General features: G+C 75.4%; 18 protein-coding genes and 1 riboswitch. Of the genes, 6 read left to right on the plus strand and 12 right to left on the minus strand.

The window, feature by feature from the left end:
• On the plus strand, nucleotides 1-1,206 hold the full coding sequence (locus ACZ592_RS17165; protein ID WP_471582353.1) for a discoidin domain-containing protein: 1,206 nt from the start codon (nucleotides 1-3) through the stop codon (nucleotides 1,204-1,206).
• A 105-nt stretch (nucleotides 1,207-1,311) separates the two neighbouring features.
• Here the strand turns inward: ACZ592_RS17165 and ACZ592_RS17170 are convergent, their stop codons facing one another.
• Entirely contained in the window at nucleotides 1,312-2,235 is a 924-nt protein-coding gene (locus ACZ592_RS17170; protein ID WP_471582354.1) for an LLM class F420-dependent oxidoreductase, read from the minus strand.
• 248 nt (nucleotides 2,236-2,483) lie between these two features.
• Here ACZ592_RS17170 and ACZ592_RS17175 point away from each other — a divergent pair, with 248 nt between their 5' ends.
• The gene (locus tag ACZ592_RS17175) at nucleotides 2,484-2,705 is read left to right on the plus strand and encodes a hypothetical protein (RefSeq protein WP_471582355.1); all 222 of its coding nucleotides are present in this window, start codon (nucleotides 2,484-2,486) and stop codon (nucleotides 2,703-2,705) included.
• Nucleotides 2,706-2,770: 65 nt separating this feature from the next.
• Here the strand turns inward: ACZ592_RS17175 and ACZ592_RS17180 are convergent, their stop codons facing one another.
• From ACZ592_RS17180 to ACZ592_RS17190, 3 genes are all read right to left on the minus strand, one after another.
• The gene (locus ACZ592_RS17180; protein WP_471582356.1) at nucleotides 2,771-3,253 is read right to left on the minus strand and encodes a DUF6099 family protein; all 483 of its coding nucleotides are present in this window, start codon (nucleotides 3,251-3,253) and stop codon (nucleotides 2,771-2,773) included.
• A 214-nt stretch (nucleotides 3,254-3,467) separates the two neighbouring features.
• Nucleotides 3,468-3,803 (minus strand): nucleotide pyrophosphohydrolase, encoded by a 336-nt coding sequence (locus ACZ592_RS17185; protein WP_471582357.1) that lies wholly within the window; start codon nucleotides 3,801-3,803, stop codon nucleotides 3,468-3,470.
• On the minus strand, nucleotides 3,800-4,963 hold the full coding sequence (locus tag ACZ592_RS17190) for an AAA family ATPase (protein ID WP_471582358.1): 1,164 nt from the start codon (nucleotides 4,961-4,963) through the stop codon (nucleotides 3,800-3,802). Before ACZ592_RS17190 ends, ACZ592_RS17185 begins: the two co-directional genes overlap by 4 nt.
• Nucleotides 4,964-5,188: 225 nt before the next feature.
• Here ACZ592_RS17190 and ACZ592_RS17195 point away from each other — a divergent pair, with 225 nt between their 5' ends.
• Nucleotides 5,189-5,734 (plus strand): cytidine/deoxycytidylate deaminase family protein, encoded by a 546-nt coding sequence (locus tag ACZ592_RS17195; protein WP_471582359.1) that lies wholly within the window; start codon nucleotides 5,189-5,191, stop codon nucleotides 5,732-5,734.
• A gap of 57 nt (nucleotides 5,735-5,791) precedes the next feature.
• Here ACZ592_RS17195 and ACZ592_RS17200 read toward each other — a convergent pair whose 3' ends face one another.
• From ACZ592_RS17200 to tsaD, 4 genes are all read right to left on the minus strand, one after another.
• Nucleotides 5,792-6,184 carry a cell division protein SepF gene (locus tag ACZ592_RS17200; RefSeq protein WP_471582360.1) on the minus strand — a complete coding sequence of 131 codons (393 nt, stop codon included), beginning with the start codon at nucleotides 6,182-6,184 and terminating at the stop codon, nucleotides 5,792-5,794.
• 227 nt (nucleotides 6,185-6,411) lie between these two features.
• Nucleotides 6,412-7,773, minus strand: coding sequence for an enterochelin esterase (gene fes / locus ACZ592_RS17205; RefSeq protein WP_471582361.1), 1,362 nt, complete (start codon nucleotides 7,771-7,773; stop codon nucleotides 6,412-6,414).
• A 165-nt stretch (nucleotides 7,774-7,938) separates the two neighbouring features.
• Nucleotides 7,939-8,577 (minus strand): GNAT family N-acetyltransferase, encoded by a 639-nt coding sequence (locus ACZ592_RS17210; RefSeq protein WP_471582362.1) that lies wholly within the window; start codon nucleotides 8,575-8,577, stop codon nucleotides 7,939-7,941.
• A complete protein-coding gene (gene tsaD, locus ACZ592_RS17215; RefSeq protein ID WP_471582363.1) occupies nucleotides 8,574-9,641 on the minus strand; it encodes a tRNA (adenosine(37)-N6)-threonylcarbamoyltransferase complex transferase subunit TsaD in 1,068 nt (355 codons plus the stop codon). Before tsaD ends, ACZ592_RS17210 begins: the two co-directional genes overlap by 4 nt.
• Before the next feature lie 144 nt (nucleotides 9,642-9,785).
• On the opposite strand from tsaD, the gene cbiE reads away from it, so the two are divergent.
• Both cbiE and cobM read left to right on the plus strand, forming a co-directional pair.
• Nucleotides 9,786-11,108, plus strand: coding sequence for a precorrin-6y C5,15-methyltransferase (decarboxylating) subunit CbiE (gene cbiE, locus ACZ592_RS17220; protein ID WP_471582364.1), 1,323 nt, complete (start codon nucleotides 9,786-9,788; stop codon nucleotides 11,106-11,108).
• A complete protein-coding gene (gene cobM, locus ACZ592_RS17225; protein WP_471582365.1) occupies nucleotides 11,105-11,854 on the plus strand; it encodes a precorrin-4 C(11)-methyltransferase in 750 nt (249 codons plus the stop codon). Before cbiE ends, cobM begins: the two co-directional genes overlap by 4 nt.
• 44 nt (nucleotides 11,855-11,898) lie before the next feature.
• Here cobM and ACZ592_RS17230 read toward each other — a convergent pair whose 3' ends face one another.
• Nucleotides 11,899-13,068, minus strand: a complete 1,170-nt coding sequence (locus tag ACZ592_RS17230; protein WP_471582366.1) for a cobalt-precorrin-5B (C(1))-methyltransferase — start codon at nucleotides 13,066-13,068, stop codon at nucleotides 11,899-11,901.
• Between the two features lie 17 nt (nucleotides 13,069-13,085).
• On the opposite strand from ACZ592_RS17230, the gene ACZ592_RS17235 reads away from it, so the two are divergent.
• Entirely contained in the window at nucleotides 13,086-13,841 is a 756-nt protein-coding gene (locus tag ACZ592_RS17235; RefSeq protein ID WP_471582367.1) for a cobalt-precorrin-6A reductase, read from the plus strand.
• 112 nt (nucleotides 13,842-13,953) lie between these two features.
• Here ACZ592_RS17235 and ACZ592_RS17240 read toward each other — a convergent pair whose 3' ends face one another.
• From ACZ592_RS17240 to ACZ592_RS17250, 3 genes are read right to left on the minus strand one after another with little or no spacing between them, the layout of a single operon-like run.
• A complete protein-coding gene (locus ACZ592_RS17240) occupies nucleotides 13,954-15,576 on the minus strand; it encodes a precorrin-2 C(20)-methyltransferase (protein WP_471582368.1) in 1,623 nt (540 codons plus the stop codon).
• The gene (locus ACZ592_RS17245; protein ID WP_471582476.1) at nucleotides 15,573-16,214 is read right to left on the minus strand and encodes a precorrin-8X methylmutase; all 642 of its coding nucleotides are present in this window, start codon (nucleotides 16,212-16,214) and stop codon (nucleotides 15,573-15,575) included. Before ACZ592_RS17245 ends, ACZ592_RS17240 begins: the two co-directional genes overlap by 4 nt.
• Nucleotides 16,211-18,013 (minus strand): cobalamin biosynthesis protein CobG, encoded by a 1,803-nt coding sequence (locus ACZ592_RS17250; RefSeq protein ID WP_471582369.1) that lies wholly within the window; start codon nucleotides 18,011-18,013, stop codon nucleotides 16,211-16,213. Before ACZ592_RS17250 ends, ACZ592_RS17245 begins: the two co-directional genes overlap by 4 nt.
• 124 nt (nucleotides 18,014-18,137) lie before the next feature.
• A riboswitch (cobalamin riboswitch) is annotated at nucleotides 18,138-18,261 on the plus strand.
• Nucleotides 18,262-18,299: the final 38 nt, after the last annotated feature.

Here is an 18,299-nt window from a genome sequence, read left to right on the forward strand (position 1 = left end):
ATGCCCGAGCAGCCCGAGATGAACGAGATGCCGAACTCCTCCTCCACACCCCCGTGCCCCGAGTGCGGCACCCCGGCCCGCCAGCACGGCCAGTCCTTCTGCGACTCCTGCGGCGCCTTCCTGCGCTGGGACACCCCGGCCGGCGGCCCGACCAGCACCCCCGCTGCCCCCGCCACCGCCCCCGACACGGGCCGGCCGCACCACGCCCCCGCGCCGGAGCGCCCGGCCGGGCCGCCCCCGGCCGCTCCTCCCGGGTCCCACGACACCACCGTCCCGCTCCCCCCGGCCGGCCCCACCGGCCAGGACGTCAGCAACCGCGCGCCCGCCGCTCCCGGCTCCCCCGGCGCCCCCTCGGACACCGCGATACGGTCCCTGCTCGTCCCGGTCCCCGAGGCCTCCGAGCCCGTCGCGCCCCCGGAGACGCCGGGCAGTGTGCTGCCGGGCAGGCCCGACGCCCCCCGGCCCCGCGTACGGCAGGCCGCCGTGGCCGCCGAGCCCGAGTCCGGACCGCCGTGCCCGAGCTGCGGGACGCCCAACGCGCCCCGCCGCCACTTCTGCCGCAACTGCGCGATCCCCCTCGGTGACTCGGCCGCCCCGAACGCCGAGGGCCCCTACGCGGGCCAGCGGCCCCGGCTGCACCGCGACCGCACCCGCTGGATCGCCCGTGCCGTGGGCATCGCGGTGGTCGTCGGGCTGATCGTCGGCGGGATCTTCGGCGGACCGCCGGCCGCGCGGGCCGTGCAGGACCACTTCGCCAAGCGGGTCCCCGTCCACCCGACCGGCTACAGCGCCTCGCACTCCGCCCCCAAGCAGGCGGCCAAGCTCGCCTTCGACGGCTACTCCAACACCTGGTGGGGCACCGGCTACGCGGGCGACGCGGCGGGCCAGTGGCTGCAGGCCGACTTCGGCCAGCCCACCGACCTGCTCAACCTCCTGATCACGCCCGGCACCTCGTCGCGCAGCGCGCAGGCCGCCGAGCAGGCCAGGCCCATGGAGTTCGATCTGGTGGTCAACGACTCGGCGGGCAAGGAGCACACGATGCACCGCCGGATCAACGACGGCGGCGTGCAGAAGATCGACGTGCGCGTACGCAACGCGGTGAGCGCCCGTCTGGTCCTGCGCTCCGCGTACGGCGTCGCGAAGAACCGTCAGGTGGCCATCGCCGAGCTGGAGTTCCTCGGCCGCTCCACCGGCTCCACGCAGTAACCTCCCCCGGGCCCCCCGGGGGGCTCAGTCCCGTCGGACGAGGAGGTGGCCGCCGGGCACCGGAGGGGTGCGCCCGGCGGCCACGTGTGAGGGCCGGTCCGGCGGCTAGGACAGCTGCGACTGGACCTGCGAGGAGATGAGCTCCAGGTGGTCCAGGTCGGCCAGGTCCAGGCACTGGAGGTAGACGCGGCTCGCGCCGATCGCCTCGTAGCGCCCGATCTTGTCGACGACCTCGGCGGGGGAGCCCGCCAGGCCGTTCGCCTTGAGCTCGTCCACGTCGCGGCCGATGGCCGCCGCGCGCCGGGCGACCTCCGCGTCGTCCTTGCCGACGCAGACCACGAGGGCGCTGGAGTACACGAGATCGCTGCCCTTGCGTCCGGCCTGCTCGGCGGCCGCGCGGACGCGGCCGAACTGCCGCTCGCTGTCCTCCAGCGAGGCGAAGGGAATGTTGAACTCGTCGGCGAACTGCGCGGCGAGCCGCGGGGTGCGCGAGGCTCCGTGACCCCCGATGAGGACCGGCACCTTGGTCTGGGCGGGCTTGGGCAGGGCCGGGGAATCGGTGAGCTGGTAGTGCTTGCCGTCGTGGCTGAAGGTCTTGCCGACCTCCGTGGCCCACAGGCCGGTGACGATCTCCAGCTGCTCTTCGAGGCGGGCGAACTTCTCCTTGGGGAAGGGGATGCCGTACGCCTTGTGCTCGTCCTCGAACCAGCCCGCGCCCAGGCCCAGTTCGACCCGGCCGCCCGACATCTGGTCGACCTGCGCCACCTGGATCGCGAGCACCCCCGGCAGCCGGAAGGTGCCGGCGGTCATGAGGGTGCCGAGCCTGATCCGCTTGGTCTCGCGGGCGAGCCCGGCGAGCGTGATCCACGCGTCCGTGGGCCCCGGCAGGCCGTCGGCGGACCCCATGCGGAGGTAGTGGTCCGAGCGGAAGAAGGCGTCGAAGCCGAGGTCCTCGGTCGCCTTGGCGACGGTGAGCAGGGTGTCGTAGGTGGCCCCTTGCTGGGGCTCCGTGAAGATTCGAAGATCCATGGCTCCATCCTGCACGCTCGAACGCCCGTCAACCCCGCCGGTCCCGCCGATCCCCCGCCGCCCCGGTCGAGTGAAAATCCGTCAACACGGCGGCCGGTGCGGGCCCGCCGCAGTGACCCCGTCCCTCGGGTGATCGTTGGCTCGGGCGGAGCCGGACCGCCCGGCACCCGCGCCGGCGGCCGATGCCGGTGCGTCGCCTGCGTCAACTGCCGTCCCCCAGCGGGAGGGCGAGGGCCGAGGAGGCCGTGATGTCCCAGGAAGCCGTGCCGGAACAGGGGGCCGCGCACGATGCGCCCGTGCCCGCGCAGGAGGGCGCGCCCAAGGGCCTGCTGCAGCAGATGGAGGAGTTGATGGCAGCGCTCAACGCCGATCTGACCCAGCTCGACGCCGATCTGCAGCAGTCCACGCCTCCCGGCGCCCCTTCCGCGGGCGTCCGTCCGCAGGGCGACGCCGAGCCCGGCCGCTGCTGAGGGCACCGGCGCTCCCGCCCCGCCTGTGCGGCCCTGCCCCGCGGCGGGGTCGGCACGGAGCCTGCTCATGACGGTCCCGCCGCCGAGTCGGGCGCGGGCAGGCTCTCCTCCCGCACCGCGAGCCTGCGCAGCATTTCGAGGACCCGGTCCCTCGACTCGTCGGCGGCGTCGATCGCCTCCATGCACTGCCAGTACACCCCTTCTTCCTCGGCGCCCATGGCGACGCCGACGAGGGCGATGCCGACCTCTCCGAGAAGCCTGCCGAGTCCCAGCAGGACCTGCTGCGCGTCCCCGGTCTCCGTGAGCCGGGTGGCCCGTATGTCCTCGGTGCCGAGGTGCGGGACGTCGAGCACCCCGCACGCTCTGCCGCCCACTTCGCTCAGGCCGAGCGCCTCACCCCGTAATTCGGGAGGGCCCGCGACCGCCAGGTGGCTGCCGATCGCCTGCGCGAGCGCCTGGGACTGCCAGACCTCCAGGACGATGTCCGCGGGCTCCTGACTGTGTGCCAGGGCGCGGCGGTTCGCCTCGATGAGCCGCATCGCGTTCATGCCCGGCCCCTCCATCCCGCGCGCACTCGCCGCACGATTGCCCGAACTCCCCTGTCCACTACCCAGAGTGATACCCATCCGGGCGAAAAGCCAGGGGAAGCCGGAAATCTGTGGACAAGCAGTCGAGTTTGGCCAAGGCATCCACTCCGGAGAGTGACGAAAGTATCGGAATCAGGGATTCCAGAGCTCTGGAGAGGCGTGTCGCGCCACCGGCTCAGGGGCCTTCGGGCACCGGAAACCGCCCTTCGTTCCGCTCGATCTTCGCCGCGAGCGCGGCCAGCACGTCGATCCCGAGGACCTCGCAGAACTGCAACAGGTACGCGAGGACGTCGGCCACCTCGTCCGCCACCCGGGGCGCGGTGCCGGGATCCCGCATCACGCGCGCGGACTCCTCCGGCGTCAACCACTGGAAGATCTCGACCAGTTCGGACGCCTCCACGCTGAGCGCGGCGGCCAGGTTCTTCGGGGTGTGGTACTGCTCCCAGTCGCGGGCCGCCGCGAACTCGGCCAGCCTGCGCTGCAGTCCCGCCACATCAAGTCGTTCCGTCACGACTCCAGGTCTACCACCGAGGCTCCGGTTCCCGCCGCCCAGGACGCGTCCCCCACCGCTCCCACGAGACGGATGTGCCCGCGCCCGCAGGTGCGCGCCGCCAGGTCGCCGAGGGTCCGCGACTGCCGCGCGTCCAGGCGCCGGTCCAGGCCGTCGGCGAGGACCGTGAGGGTCTGGTAGGCCTGCGGCACCTCGGCCGCCGGGTCGACGGCGAGCACGCCGGGCCCGGTCAGCAGCACGAGTGTCAGGGCCAGGTACCGCAACTCGCCGTCGCCGAGCCGCCCGAGCGGGGTGCGCACACCACCGCCCCGGTCGACGAAGGCGTGCACCGTGCCGTCCGCCGCCTCCTCGGCCAGCACGTCGGCGACCGGCCCCGCGCACCCGGAACGCACCGCCGAGACGAGCATCCCGTGGCGCACCCCGCATTCGGCGCGGGTGCGCAGCAGGATCTCGGCGAGGTTGTCGCAGCCGCTCAGCAGGCGGCCCGTGCCGAGCCGTCCCGCGGGGACCGGGGCGCGCATGCGGCTGGGCCTGGGATCGCAGGCGAACGCCGAGCGCAGCGCGACCACGACCTGCTCCGCCGCCGCGAGCACCAGCCGCTGCCCGTCGGTCTTGCCCGCCACGCGCAGCGGTACGAGCGCCGTGCCGAGCCGGTCGTCCGGCAGCGGGGCGCGCGTCACGGGCGCCGCACCCGCGGTGTGCCAGGCCGCCTGGACCACGCGTCTGCCGGGATCGCGCAGCGCGGTCTCCAGAAGGACCAGGCCGTCACGGGTCAGCCGCTCGCCGACGACCCGCAGTTCCGGCTCGGCCTGCACGGCGAGGTCGAGCCGGACCGTTCCGGCGGGCCCGTCGACCGTGCAGCCGATGCGGAAGCCGCGCCGCCGCTGCCGGTCGGCGCGGGCGCGTTCGGGCACGCAGGCCACGGGGTCCGTGAAGACGTCGGGCAGTTCGGCCCCGGCGCAGAGCCGCGCCAGCGCCTCGTACGCGCCGAGCGCGCTGGACTTGCCGCTGCCGCTCGGCCCCGCGAGCAGGGTCAGCGGGCCGAGCGGGAGCACCGTGGCGCGGTGCCCGGCGAAGGCGGACAGCCGCAGCTCGGTGACCTGCGGCCGGTCCGTGCCCGCCGGTGGCTCAGCGGCCGGGGTCCGGGAATGCACCGTCATGTCCGGAAGGTAAGCGGCGGCGAACCCGCATAACCGTTACGCCCAACCGACCTTCCTACGTATGAGGGATTCACCCCGAAGATCCCCCGCCCCGGCCATCGGGGGAGTACGCATGAGCGGGCCCGATGCGGACGCGATGCGAGCCGGCCGCGCACGTGTTCGCCCGGAAGGACCCCCGGAGGACCGGCACCTGTGGGTACTGCTCCCCGCACCGAAGGGGATCACGTGACCCCCACCTCTGAAGCCTGCGGCCTGCCCGGCCCCGGCACCGGAGTGACCACCGCGGACCGGGCGTGGCCGGCGGTGGCCCGCCAGCTCGCCGCGCAGTACCCGCCGGGCGGGACCGCGTTCGCCGCGGGCGCGGTCCTCGTGGCCGCCGACGGCACGGAACTGGCCCGCGGTCGCTCCCGCGCGACCGGCGCCGACGGACAGGACCACGTCCACGCCGAGGACGCCGTCCTAGCCCGCCGCACCGATTCGGGTCCCGCCGACCCGCGCCGGGCCGACGCGACGCTCCACAGCCCCCTGGAGCCCTGTACGCGGCGCGCGTCACGCCGCCGCCCCTGCGCCCGGCTCGTCCGCGAGGCGGGGATCCGGCGCGTGGTCACCGCGTGGCGGGCGCCCGGCGCGGACGGTGAGGCGGGCGAGGCGGACACGGAAGGCGTGGGGCGCCTCGGGGTCGAGGGGGTCACCGTCGTGGAGCTGCCCGAGTACCCCGAGTACCCCGAGTACGTGGACGCGGCGCAGGCGCCGAACCGGCACCCGCTCTGAGACTCCGCTGCCCCGGAACTCAGAACCGCCCGCCCCGCCACCGTTCCTGTCCCCGTCTCAGGACTGGGACACCGCCTCCACGAGGCCCTGGACCTCCGTGCCGGGCGGCGCGAGGAGGAAGACGTTCTTGTCGACCCGGTGCATTCCGCAGCCGAGGCCGAGCACCACGCCACTGCTGAAGTCCAGGACGCGCTTGGCGACTTCGGTCTCGGCGCCGGTCAGGTCCAGCAGGACCGGGATCTGCGCCATCACGGTCTCGGCGACCTCTCGGGCGTCCGAGAAGACGTTGACCCGCATCACCACGAAGCGGCGGCGCGTCTCCGTCTCCGCCTCGGGCAGCGCGCGGTGCCCGGGCCAGGAAGGCCATTCGTTGCGGCTGCGCAACGGTACGACCTGGGCGAGCCCCTCCCATTGTTCATCGGTGACGTCGTGGCGCTGACTGCTGCTCACTTGCCCACCCCGTCCTGGCTCGCACTTGTTCTCTGCACCGGCCAATTCTTACGCCAAGTCACCCGTTCAGCCCAACAGCGACACGGAGGGCGCTCGGTGCGGCGGCCGGCGGCGAGGGCCTCAACACCGGGTCAACGGTCCCTCGAAGGGCTTTCGAAGGGCCCTCGAACGCCGACTGCGTGAGGTTCGCCACTCGCTGCGGTCCGGCGGGTCGGCCGGTCGGCCGGTCAGGGGGCGAGCAGGGCCGCGAGCCCGTCGGCCAGGGCGCCGCGCCAACAGGCGTAGTCGTGGCCACCGTTGTACTCGGTACGGGTCACGGCGTGGCCACGTGCGGTCAGCGTCCGGTCCATGTGCCGACTGTGGTCGACCATCGCACCCTCGTGGAGTCCGACGTCGAGTCGGACCCTGAGGAGGGGGCGAGGGCCCCGCGGCTGCTCGGCGAAGCGCTCGACGAGCCACGGCGTCTCGTCGCTGGGTGCCAACTTGGGTACGCCCTGCGGCAGTCCGGGCCGCCACCACAGGGACGCGGACTGGGCGAGGACGGCGCCGAACCGCTCGGGTCTGAGCAGCCCCGCGTACAACGCGGTGAGTCCGCCGAGGCTCTGGCCGGCGACGACGGTGCGGGCCGGGTCGCCGGTCAGCGGCCAGCGTCCGGCCGCCCAGGGCAGCACCTCGTCGGCGAGGAACCGGACGTAGGCGTCGCTGGCGGTGAGGTCCTGCCAGCGGGTCAGCAGGTCGACCGCGTCCGGCGCGAGGACGACCGGCGGCAGGGCGGCGCGGTCGGCGACGAGGGCGTCCAGGGTGTCCTGGAGCGCGAGCCTGCCGAACCACATGTCGCCGTCACACAGGACGACCACGGGACTGTCGGGCCGCGGGCCACCGGGTGGCAGATACGCCCACACGTCACGCTCGGCGCCGAGTGCCCCCGCGGGCAGCCGGTGCCGCTCGACGCGGCCGCGCGGGATGCCGTCGCGCCGCCGCGTCCAGGGCTGCGCGGGCGCCTCGGGCAGGGCGAAGACGGATCCGTCGGGCCGGCCCCAACGGTCGCCGATGCGGTGGGGGTTGAGGGGATCGTGGGCCGCGTGCGTCGCCAGGGCGCGCAGCCGGGCCTCCGGCTCGGCGGGGATGCCGCTCCCAGGGCGGTCGGCAAGGTCACCGAGGTCGGCGGCGATCCGGTACGAGCCGCGGTGGTCGGCGCGCAGCCGGTGCGTGAGGTACCAGACGTCTGTGCCGGGCAGCCGCGTCAGCAGGGCGTCGGCGAGCCGCTCGCGGTCGACGAGACGGTTGGCGATCAGCAGGACCTGCCGGGTCTTCCGGTGCCCGCGCCAGAGGAAGGTGACGTCCCGGTGCCGGGGGTCGCCGTCGAGGGGCTCGACCAGCGGAGTGCCGCCGCGCGCGACGGCCTCGTCCCAGAACCGCTCCAGGAGCACGGGAAGTTCCCCTTCGGTGGCGGCGGCGACGCGGGAGGCGAGGGCCTGGAGGGTGGGGCCGAGCCCGGGGGTGGGGAGGTGGTCGCCGGCGGCGTCCGCGTCGGCCCGCGCCGAGTCCGCGTCACCCGTCCCGGTGGATCGCGCGGGGTGTGACCCCACGAGTCCTCCGGGGTTCGGCCCCGTACGCATGGCCACCGCCCCTTTCGCTCCGGGATTTCCGGCACGCCCCCGGAGAGCGCACGACGGAGAACGGCCCTCGCGAGCACCGGCGGAGGCCGCCTCACCCCCGGCACACCAACGTCAACTTAGCTTAGCCTAAGCTAATCACGCCTTCCGTCGGCCTGCCCTTCGCGCGAAGTCCCGGAGTTCGGCGGCGGCCGGATGGCCGGGCCCCACGAACACCGCCACGTCCCCGTCACCCTCCCCGGGACGGACGGCCTCGTGCCAGCCCACGCGCCGGTAGAACCGCACGGCGTCCACGGCCCGCGCCGACGTCAGCAGCCAGCACCGGCCGTCCGGCGCGTCCCGCGTCACCGCGGCGAGCAGCGCCCGGCCCGCGCCGAGGCCGTGGACCTCGGGCCGGACGGCCAGTTCGTCGACCTGCAGGGCGCCGTGGAGCCACCGCTCGGTGCGCCGGGGGCCGAGTGCGGCGGTGACCAGGGGGTAGGAACGGCTGTCGGGCAGCGGGGTACCGGTCGTCCACGCGGTGGCGAAGCCGATCGTCCGCGGCGCCGGGTCCGCGCCGCGGGCCGGTGGCCCGGCACCGTCGAACGCGACCGCCGCCGTGAACCCGGGCCGCGCGGCATCGGCCGCGAGCCGCTCCAGGTAGGCGTCCGCCGCGGCAGGCCGCTCGTTCCAGGGCGGCTGCCCGAAGGCCGCCGCGTAGACCGCGCGTATGCCGTGCGCGTGGGCCGTGAGCAGTTCGGCGCCGGTCACCCGCAGGACGGCGGCGGCCCGCGTCACGCGGCCACGGCCCGGCCGAACGTGCCGACCGGGTTGAGCGAGGCGAACTCCAGCGGCGCCGACGGGTCGATCGAGACGTTCAGGGGCGCGGGCTCGGCGCCCGCGCGCACCAGCAGGTCGCCGACCGCCGCGATCATCGCGCCGTTGTCGGTGCAGAGCCGCAGCGGCGGGACGCGCAGCGTGAGGCCCGCCGCCCGGCAGCGCTCCTCGGCGAGAGCGCGCACCCGGGAGTTCGCCGCGACGCCGCCGACCACGACCAGCGTGCCGACGCCGTGCTCGCGGCAGGCGGCGACCGCCTTGCGGGTGAGGACGTCGGCGACGGCCTCCTGGAGCGAGGCCGCCCCGTCGGCGACCGGCAGTTCCCGTCCCGCGTGACCCTCGGCCCAGCGCGCGGCGGCGGTCTTCAGGCCGGAGAAGGAGAAGGCGTACGCGGTGTCACGCGGTCCGGTCAGCGGGCGCGGAAAGGACACGGCGGCCGGGTCCCCGTCGCGTGCGGCGCGGTCGATCGCGGGCCCGCCCGGGTAGGGCAGCCCGAAGACCCTCGCGACCTTGTCGAAGCACTCCCCGGCGGCGTCGTCGAGCGTGTCGCCGAGGTGGACGATGGGGTCGCGGGCGAGGTCGCGCACGAGCAGCAGGGACGTGTGGCCGCCGGAGACGATGAGGACCATGCAGGGGTCGGGCAGCGGGCCGTGCTCCAGGGTGTCGGCGGCGACGTGCCCGGCCAGGTGGTGCACGCCGTACAGCGGTACGTCCAGGGCGTAGGCGAGGCTCTTCGCGCCGGCGAGGCCGACCTGGAGGGCGCCGGAGAGGCCGGGTCCCGTGGTCACGGCGACCGCGCCGATGTCGCTCTTGCGCAGGCCCGCCTCGTCCAGGGCGCGGCGGACGACCGGGGTGAGGGCGTGGACGTGGGCGCGGGCGGCGATCTCGGGGACGACGCCGCCGTAGCGCGCGTGTTCGTCCATGCTCGACGCCACCGCGTGGCCGAGGAGCCGTCCGTCGCGGACGAGGCCCGCGCCCGTCTCGTCGCAGGACGACTCGATGCCGAGCACCACCGGAGAGCCCATCGCGGGTTGGCCTTTCTGCCCAGGGGGCCGCGCGGTACGGCCGCGCAGCTTATTGCAAGTAGTTCGCAATAAGGGTACGCCGCCCGGTCCCCAGTAGAGTGCGGCTGCGCAACTCTTCCCGAAACCCGAGGTCAGGTACCAGCAGTGACCCCCGCACCCCCCGCAGGCATACCGGCCGTGACCGTCGTCGGGATCGGGGCGGACGGCTGGCACGGGCTCCCGGCCGCCTCGCGCGCCGCCCTCACCGAGGCCGATGTGCTGATCGGCGGACCCCGCCAGCTCGACCTGCTGCCCCCGGCGCACTGTCCGGGCGAACGGGTGGGCTGGCCCTCGCCGCTGCGGCCCGCCGTGCCCGGTCTGCTCGCCGCCCACGCGGGGCGCCGCATCGCCGTCCTCGCCAGCGGCGACCCCATGTTCTACGGCATCGGACGGGCCCTGACCGAGGAGCTCGGCGCCGCCGCGCTGCGCGTGCTGCCGCACCCGTCCTCCGTCTCCCTGGCCTGTGCCCGCCTGGGCTGGCCCGTCGAGGACACCGAGGTCGTCACGGTCGTCGGCCGCCCGGCGGCCCGGCTCGCCGCCGCCCTGCACGACGGACGCCGCCTCCTCGTACTCAGCGCCGACGCGGCCACGCCCGCCGAGATCGCCGCCCTGCTCCGCGACCGCGGCTTCGGCCCGAGCCGCCTGCGCGTCCTCGAACAGCTCGGCGGGGAGCGGGAGTCGTCGTACGAAGGGGTCGCCGAGGACTGGACGCACGCGCCCGGCGCCGCGCTGAACGTCGTCGCGGTCGAGTGCCGCCGCTCCCCCGACGCCCTGCGGCTCGGCGTCGTGCCGGGGCTGCCCGACGCCGCGTACGAGAGCGACGGACAGCTCACCAAGCGGTACGTCCGCGCCGCCACCCTCGCCGCCCTCGCGCCCGCCCCCGGCGAACTGCTCTGGGACATCGGCGGGGGCTCAGGGTCGATCGCCGTGGAGTGGCTGCGGGCGCACCCGTCGTGCCGCGCCGTCACCGTCGAGAAGAACGCCGTGCGCGCCGAGCGCATCACCCGCAACGCCGAACGGCTCGGCGTGCCCGCGCTGCGCGTCGTCACCGGCGCCGCACCCGCCGCGCTCGACGGGCTCCCCGCGCCGGACGCCGTGTTCATCGGCGGCGGCCTCACCGCGCCCGGCCTCCTGGACGCGGGGTGGGCCGCGCTGCCGCCCGGCGGACGCCTCGTCGCGAACACCGTGACGCTGGAGTCGGAGGCGCTGCTCACCGAGTGGTACCGGCTCCACGGCGGTGAGCTGGTGCGGCTCGCGGTCGCGCAGGCCGTGCCCGTGGGCGGCTTCACCGGCTGGCGGCAGGCCATGCCGGTCACGCAATGGTCCGTCACCAAGGCCGACACCGAGTCCGTCACACCGTCCGGCGCCACATCCGGCACCGAGCCCGGCAGCAAGTCCGGCAGCAAGTCTGGAGAAGAAGAACGATGACCGTGTACTTCATCGGCGCGGGACCCGGCGCCGCCGACCTGATCACGGTCCGCGGCGCGCGGCGGATCGCCGCCTGCCAGGTCTGCCTGTACGCGGGCAGCCTGGTGCCGCGCGAACTGCTCGCCGAATGCCCGGACGGGGCACGGCTGGTGGACACCGCGCGGCTCAACCTCGACGAGATCACCGCCGAGTTGACGCACGCGCACGAGCAGGGCCTCGACGTGGCGCGGCTGCACTCGGGCGACCCGTCCGTGTTCAGCGCGGTGGCCGAGCAGATGCGGCGGCTCGACGCGGCCGGGGTGCCCTACGAAGTGGTGCCGGGCGTACCGGCGTTCGCCGCGGCGGCGGCCGCGCTCAAGCGGGAGCTGACGGTGCCGACCGTCGGCCAGACCGTGATCCTCACGCGCGTCGCGCAGCGCGCGACGGCCATGCCCGAGGGCGAGGACCTGGCCACGCTCGGCCGCAGCGGCGCGCTCCTCGTCCTGCACCTGGCCGCGGGGTACGTGGACCGCGTGGTCGACGAGCTCCTCCCCCACTACGGCGCGCACTGCCCCGCCGCCGTGGTCGCCCTCGCCAGCCGCCCCGACGAGGTGATCCTGCGCGGCACGCTGGCGGACATCGCGGGCCAGGTGAAGGAGGCGGGCATCGTGCGCACCGCCGTCATCATGGTGGGGCGGACGCTGGGCGCCTCGCAGTTCCGCGACAGTCACCTGTACTCGGCGGAACGGGACCGGCACGACTGCTGACACTCCCGGCCGGGACGGGGCGACGTGCGGGAGCGCCGGCCCCGTCACGTGAGGCCGCTGCGCCCCACGACGTTCCCCGCCCGGTCGATGCAGATGACGTCCACCGCGACCGGTGCGCCCCGCAGCACCCCGAGCGCCTGGTCGCGGGCCGCCACCGCGACGAGGTCGCCCAGCGGCACGCCCGCCGCCGCGCACAACTGAAGTGCCGCGAGGCCCGTGTTGGCGGCGGCGACCTGTCCGGCGAGGCCGGCACCGGCACCGCCCCTGCGGGCCAGCTCCGCGAGGAAACCCTTGTCGACCTGGGAGCGGGCCGAGTGCAGGTCCAGGTGTCCTGCCGCCAGCTTCGACAGCTTGGCGAAGCCGCCGCAGACGGTGAGCCGGTCCACGGGGTGGCGTCGTACGTACTTGAGGACGGCGCCCGCGAAGTCCCCCATGTCGAGGAGCGCGTCCTCGGGCAGGCCGTACTCGGCGACGACCGTCTTCTCCGACGTCGACCCCGTGCACCCGGCGACGTGCGTGCGCCCCGCGGCCCGCGCCACGTCGACACCGCGCCGGATCGAGTCGATCCACGCCGAGCAGGAGTAGGGGACGACGATCCCGGTCGTGCCGAGGACGGACAGGCCGCCGAGGATGCCGAGGCGGGGGTTCCAGGTGGAGCGGGCGATCTCCTCGCCGTGGTCGACGGAGACGGTGATCTCGACGTCCGGGGCGACCCCGGCACGTGCGGCGACCAGCGCCACGTGGTCGCGCATCAGCTGCCTCGGCACGGGGTTGATCGCGGGCTCGCCGACGTCCAGGGGCAGCCCGGGGCGGGTGACGGTGCCCACGCCGGGGCCCGCCCTGAAGACGACGCCCGACCCGGTGGGCAGCCGGCGCACCGTGGACCGCACCAGCGCGCCGTGCGTGACGTCCGGGTCGTCGCCCGCGTCCTTGACGACACCCGCCATGGCGTGGGAGCCGCCGAGCTCCTCCGCGGCGAGCGCGAAGGCGGGCGTCTGTCCCTTGGGCAGCGTGATGGTCACGGGGTCGGGGAAGTCGCCGCTCAGCAGCGCCGTGTACGCGGCGGTGGTGGCGGCGGTCGCACAGGCGCCGGTCGTCCAGCCGGGGCGCAGGCCGGTGTGCTTGAGTTGGGCGCTGCGCCCGCCCTCGGCCTCACTTGCCCTGCCCGGCTTGCCCGCCCGGCCCGGCTCGTCTGGCTTGCTTGCCTCACTCATGAAGGAAACCGAACTCCGTGCACGTACTGATTCTGGGGGGAACGACCGAGGCCCGCCGCCTGGCGGAGCTCCTCGTGGACGAGGCGGGACTGCGGGTGACCAGCTCCCTGGCGGGACGGGTCGCCTCGCCCCGGATGCCGCCGGGCGAGGTCCGCGTGGGTGGTTTCGGCGGGTCGCAGGGCCTGGCCGCGTGGCTGCGCGAGCACCGCGTGGACGCGCTCATCGACGCCACCCATCCTTTCGCCGGGACGATCTCGTTCAACGCGGCGACCGCCGCCGCGTCGGCCCATGTTCCCCTGCTCGCCCTGCGTCGGCCCGGCTGGGTCGCGGGTGAGGGGGACGACTGGCACTCGGTCGGCTCCCTGGACGAGGCCGCGCGTGTGCTGCCCGCGCTGGGCGAGCGGGTGTTCCTCACGACCGGGCGGATGGGGCTCGCCGCGTTCTCGGGGCCCGGACTCGCGGCGCTGTGGTTTCTCGTACGGTCCGTCGACGCGCCCGAGCCGCCGTGTCCCGCCCGCATGGAGGTGCTCCTTGACCGGGGGCCCTTCACGCTCGACGGGGAGCGTGAACTGCTGCGCCGGTACGGGGTGGATGTCGTGGTGACGAAGGACAGCGGGGGTGGGGCGACGGCGCCGAAACTGGCTGCCGCGCGTGAGGCGGGGGTTCCGGTGGTCGTGGTCCGGCGGCCCGCGGTGCCGGATGCGGCCTCGGTGGCCGCCTCGCCCGGGGAGGCGGCCGACTGGGTACGCCTCCTCCCGCGGGGCGGGGCGTAGTCCCTCCGCCCCGCCCGTCCGTGGTGGCCGGTCGCGCGGTTCCCCGCGCCCCTGGGACACCCTGCGCCCCGGCGCGGGGTGCCCCGTACCGTCCGCGAGGCGCGCCGTGGGTCTACGTCGGTGTGGTCTCCGGGTATCTGCGGGGTGTCCAGACGATCTGCTTTTTGCCGTCGTTCCTCTGGACCCATTGGGTCTGGGAGGAGCCGACGATCAGCAGCGTGCGCATGTCGACGTCCGACGGGTCCAGGTCACCCAGGCGTACGACGCGTACGTTCTCCTCGGGGCCTCCGACGTCTCTGCCGAGGACCACCGGCGTGTCCGGTGTGCGGTGCTCAAGGAGCAGTTCGCGGGCCTTGCCGACCTGCCAGGTGCGGCTGCGCGAGCCGGGGTTGTAGAGCGCGAGGACGAGGTCCGCCGCGGCCGCCGCCGCGAGGCGTTCCGCGATGACCTCCCACGGCTTGAGACGGTCGGAGAGGGAGAGGGTCGCGTAGTCGTGGCCGAGCGGCGCCCCCGCGCGGGCCGCCGCCGCGTTGGCGGCGGTCACCCCGGGCAGCACCCGGACCGGCACGTCCGCGTACGCGTCCTGCGAGGCGACCTCCAGGACGGCCGTGGCCATCGCGAAGACGCCCGGGTCGCCGCCCGACACGACGGCGACGCGCCGCCCGCGCTGCGCCAGCTCCAGGGCGAACTCGGCGCGCTCCGACTCGACCCGGTTGTCGGAGCCGTGCCGCCGCTGTCCCGGCCGGTGCGGCACCCGGTCGACGTACGTGGTGTAGCCGACCAGGTCGTCGGCGGCGGCCAGCGCGCCGCGCGTCTCGGGGGTCAGCCACAGCGGGCCCGCGGGGCCGGTGCCGACCACGACGACCTCGCCGCGCTCCGCGTCCCGCGCGGGCGGCTCGGGCGCGGGGCCGCCGGTCAGCGGCGCCACCCTGCTGGGCAGGACCGCCACGGAGAAGTACGGCACCGAATCCGGGTCCACGTCGGCCAGCCTGCCGGTGCGCTCGCCGGCCATGGTGGCCCGCTCGACGTAGCGGGCCTCCGCCAGGCGGCCCGCCGTCTCCAGGGCGCCGCGCACCTTCCCGAACGTACGGCCGAGCTTCATGACGACCGCGGAGTCCGTCGCCGCCAGACGCGCGGCCAGCTCCTCCTCGGGGAGCGTGCCGGGCAGGACGGTGAGGACCTCCTCGGCCTCCACCAGCGGCTCGCCGAGGCGGGCCGCCGCCGCGCTCACCGAGGTCACGCCGGGGATCACCTCGGTCGGGTAGCGGTGCGCGAGGCGCTTGTGCATGTGCTGGTAGGAGCCGTAGAAGAGCGGGTCGCCCTCGGCCAGGACGGCGACCGTGCGGCCCGCGTCGAGGTGGACGGCGAGGCGGGCGGCGGCCTCCTCGTAGAAGTCGTCGAGGGCGCCGCGGTAGCCGCCGGGGTGGTCGGTGCTCTCCGTGGTGACGGGGTAGACCAGCGCTTCCTCGATGTGGTCGGCGCGCAGGTGCGCGGCCGCGATCGAGCGGGCTATGGAACGGCCGTGTCGTGCCGAGTGGTAGGCGACGACGTCGGCCGCCGCGATCACCTCGACGGCGCGCAGGGTCATCAGCGACGGGTCGCCCGGGCCGAGCCCGACGCCGTACAGCCGCCCCTGCGCGGTCCCGGCGGCCCGGGTCGCGTTCTCGGTGCGCTGTTCGGTGCTCTGTTCGGTGCTCTGTTCGGTGAGCCGTTCGGTCCTCTGTTCGGTGTTCACTCGGCCTCGCTCGCAATCGCGTTGATCGCCGCCGCGGCCATCGCACTGCCGCCCCTGCGACCCCGTACGACCAGATATTCCAGGCCCGAGGAGTGCGCGGCGAGCGCGTCCTTGGACTCGGCGGCGCCGACGAAGCCGACCGGGATGCCGAGGACGGCGGCGGGGCGGGGCGCGCCCTCCTCGATCATCTCCAGGAGGCGGAAGAGCGCCGTGGGGGCGTTGCCGATGGCGACGACCGAGCCTTCGAGGCGGTCGCGCCAGAGTTCGAGGGCGGCGGCGCTGCGGGTCGTGCCCAGCCGCGCCGCGAGGTCCGGCACGGACGGGTCGGCGAGGGTGCAGATCACGTCGTTGCCGGCGGGCAGCCGCTTGCGCGTGACGCCGCTGGCGACCATGTTCGCGTCGCAAAGGATCGGCGCGCCGTCGCGCAGCGCCTTGCGGGCGTCGGCGATCACCCGCGGGCTGTGGGCGAGATCCTTCACGAGGTCGACCATGCCGCAGGCGTGGATCATCCGGACCGCGACCTGACTGACGTCGGCGGGCAGCCCGTTCAGGTCGGCCTCCGCGCGGATGGTGGCAAAGGACTCGCGGTAGATCGCCGCGCCGTCCTTCTCGTAGTCGAACACTGTGCTCTCGCTCATCTCGTGGCCGTCGTTCTCGTGGTGGTGCATGCGGTGTTCGTGGTGGTACGTACCGTTTTTGTGCGGGTACGTGCCGTGGTGACGCGGTCGGTCAGGGTGCCGTCGGGCACGGGGATCGCCTCGCCGGCCGTGCGCGCCGTCACCTCGTACCGCCCGCCGCCGGTGGCGAGGACGTCGACCCAGTCGCCGCGCGGGTGTCCGCAGCGGCGTTCGCAGCCGGAGAAATGGACCGGCAGGACGGGCAGCGCGCCGTGGGCGGGGATCCCGTCGTCGAGGCCCGGCACGGCGTCCGCGCGCACGTCGGCGAGGGACTTGGCGCAGCCGGGGCGGCCGGCGCAGGCGCCGACGCCGCGCCAGGGCGAGTCGGCGGTGGTGAGGTACCCGGCGTCGGCCAGGACGGCGAGGCGGTCCCGGGCCGCGTCCGCGTCGGCGAAGCCGGGGAGCACGAAGCCGCGCCACGGGGTGACGCGCAGCTCGTCGGCGGGGAGCGGCAGGAGGGCCCGCCACTGGGCGGCGTCGACGCGGCCGAGGGGAACGTCGACGGCGACCGCGCGGCCGGTGACGCCCGGGGCCGGCGGGGCACCTAGGGTCACCGGCGGGGGCCCGGCGGGCACGGCCCCGGTGGGCGCCGCCCCGACGGACGCGGCCCCGGTGGGCGCGGCCCCGGTGGGCGCCGCCCCGACGGACGCGATCCCGGCGGGCGCGGTCCCCGCGGGCGGGGTCCCGGTGGGCGCGGCCCCGACGGGCGCGATCCCAGCGGACGCGATCCCAGCGGGCACCGCCTCGGCGGACACAGCCCCGCTGGGCATGACCTCGACGGGCGCGGCCCCAACGGGCACCGCCCCGGCGGACGCGGTCCCGGCAGGCACGGCCCCGGCGGGCACCGCCTCGGCGGACGCAACCCCGCTGGGCACGGTCCCGACGGGCGCAGCCCCAACGGGCACCGCCCCGGCGGACGCGATCTCGACAGGCACGGCCCCGGCGGGCACCGCCTCGGCGGACGCAACCCCGATGGGCACGGTCCCGACCGGCACGGTCCCGGCGGACCCGGCCCCGCCAGACCCGGCCCCGACGGACTCGGCCCAGATGCCCGCCCGCTCCAGCGCCCCCGCAAGGTCCGCACCCGGGCTGCCGGGCAGCTCCGCCACCCGCCAGGCCCCGTTGCCCGCCGCGCGCGCGGCGGCGAGGAAGGCGCCGGCGGCGGCGAGTGCGGCGCGCGGGGCGTCCGGCGCGGCGACGCGGCGGGCGAGGTCCCCGAGCCGTACGACCGCCGTCCCGCCGGATTCTGCGATCAAGGTCACATCGCCGCCGAGCCCGGCCACGTCCCCGCGCCCGTCGTCCAGGGCGAACAGGAAGCGGCCCGAGAGTTCCGCGGTCCACTCCTCGGCGCAGAGGAGTCCGTCCAGCTCACGGACCCACAACTGCACGTCGGCGTGGCCGAGTCCGTCGGTTCCCGCGGCCGGGGACGCCACGATGTTCCGGACGCGTTCGTGCCGCTCGGAGGGGAGCAGGCCCGCGTCGGCGAGCAGCCGGGCGAGCTCGCCGCCGCACGTCTCGCCCAGGCCGCGCAGCTCGATGTTGCCGCGCGAGGTGATGCTGAGGTTCCCGTCCCCCAGGCGCTCCGCCGCCGTCCCCAGCGCCACGACCTGACGGGTCGTCAAAAGGCCGCCGGGCAGGCGGAGTCGGGCGAGCCGGCCGTCGTCGGCGAGGTGCAGGCGAAGCGCTCCGGGGCAGGCGTCACCCCGGTCGCGTATGACGGATTCGCCCTGGTCTGGGGGGAGAGCTGGGGTGGGCGGCATGGCGGCGAGCATACCCACGCGGATCCGGCCGGTCGCCTGCCGGGACGGGCCGTCGCGGCAGGTGGCCGCCCCGCCGGACGCGGGCAGGACTTACTATGCAGGCGGCGGTCCGACAGGTCCGCCGACGCCAGCGACGGCGTGGGTCCACCAGGACCCGAGGGAGGAAGCCCGGTGCGATTCCGGCGCGGTCCCGCCACTGTGAGCCCCACCCGTGTGGGGTGAGCCAGGAACTCCTGCCGTCCATACGACCACCCGGGGCGCGGACACCCCGAGGAAGGCCTGCGCC

It is taken from the genome of Streptomyces sp. NPDC040622, from assembly GCF_055593965.1.

Bases quoted from the DNA above. Each gene is read 5' to 3' on its own strand.
- ACZ592_RS17175 (WP_471582355.1), top strand. From the start codon at position 2,484: ATGTCCCAGGAAGCCGTGCCGGAACAGGGGGCCGCGCACGATGCGCCC.
- cobM (WP_471582365.1), top strand. From the start codon at position 11,105: ATGACCGTGTACTTCATCGGCGCGGGACCCGGCGCCGCCGACCTGATC.
- ACZ592_RS17170 (WP_471582354.1), bottom strand. From the start codon at position 2,235: ATGGATCTTCGAATCTTCACGGAGCCCCAGCAAGGGGCCACCTACGAC.
- tsaD (WP_471582363.1), bottom strand. From the start codon at position 9,641: ATGGGCTCTCCGGTGGTGCTCGGCATCGAGTCGTCCTGCGACGAGACG.
- ACZ592_RS17180 (WP_471582356.1), bottom strand. From the start codon at position 3,253: ATGAACGCGATGCGGCTCATCGAGGCGAACCGCCGCGCCCTGGCACAC.
- ACZ592_RS17165 (WP_471582353.1), top strand. From the start codon at position 1: ATGCCCGAGCAGCCCGAGATGAACGAGATGCCGAACTCCTCCTCCACA.
- ACZ592_RS17190 (WP_471582358.1), bottom strand. From the start codon at position 4,963: ATGACGGTGCATTCCCGGACCCCGGCCGCTGAGCCACCGGCGGGCACG.
- ACZ592_RS17230 (WP_471582366.1), bottom strand. From the start codon at position 13,068: ATGAGTGAGGCAAGCAAGCCAGACGAGCCGGGCCGGGCGGGCAAGCCG.
- ACZ592_RS17245 (WP_471582476.1), bottom strand. From the start codon at position 16,214: ATGAGCGAGAGCACAGTGTTCGACTACGAGAAGGACGGCGCGGCGATC.
- ACZ592_RS17250 (WP_471582369.1), bottom strand. From the start codon at position 18,013: ATGCCGCCCACCCCAGCTCTCCCCCCAGACCAGGGCGAATCCGTCATA.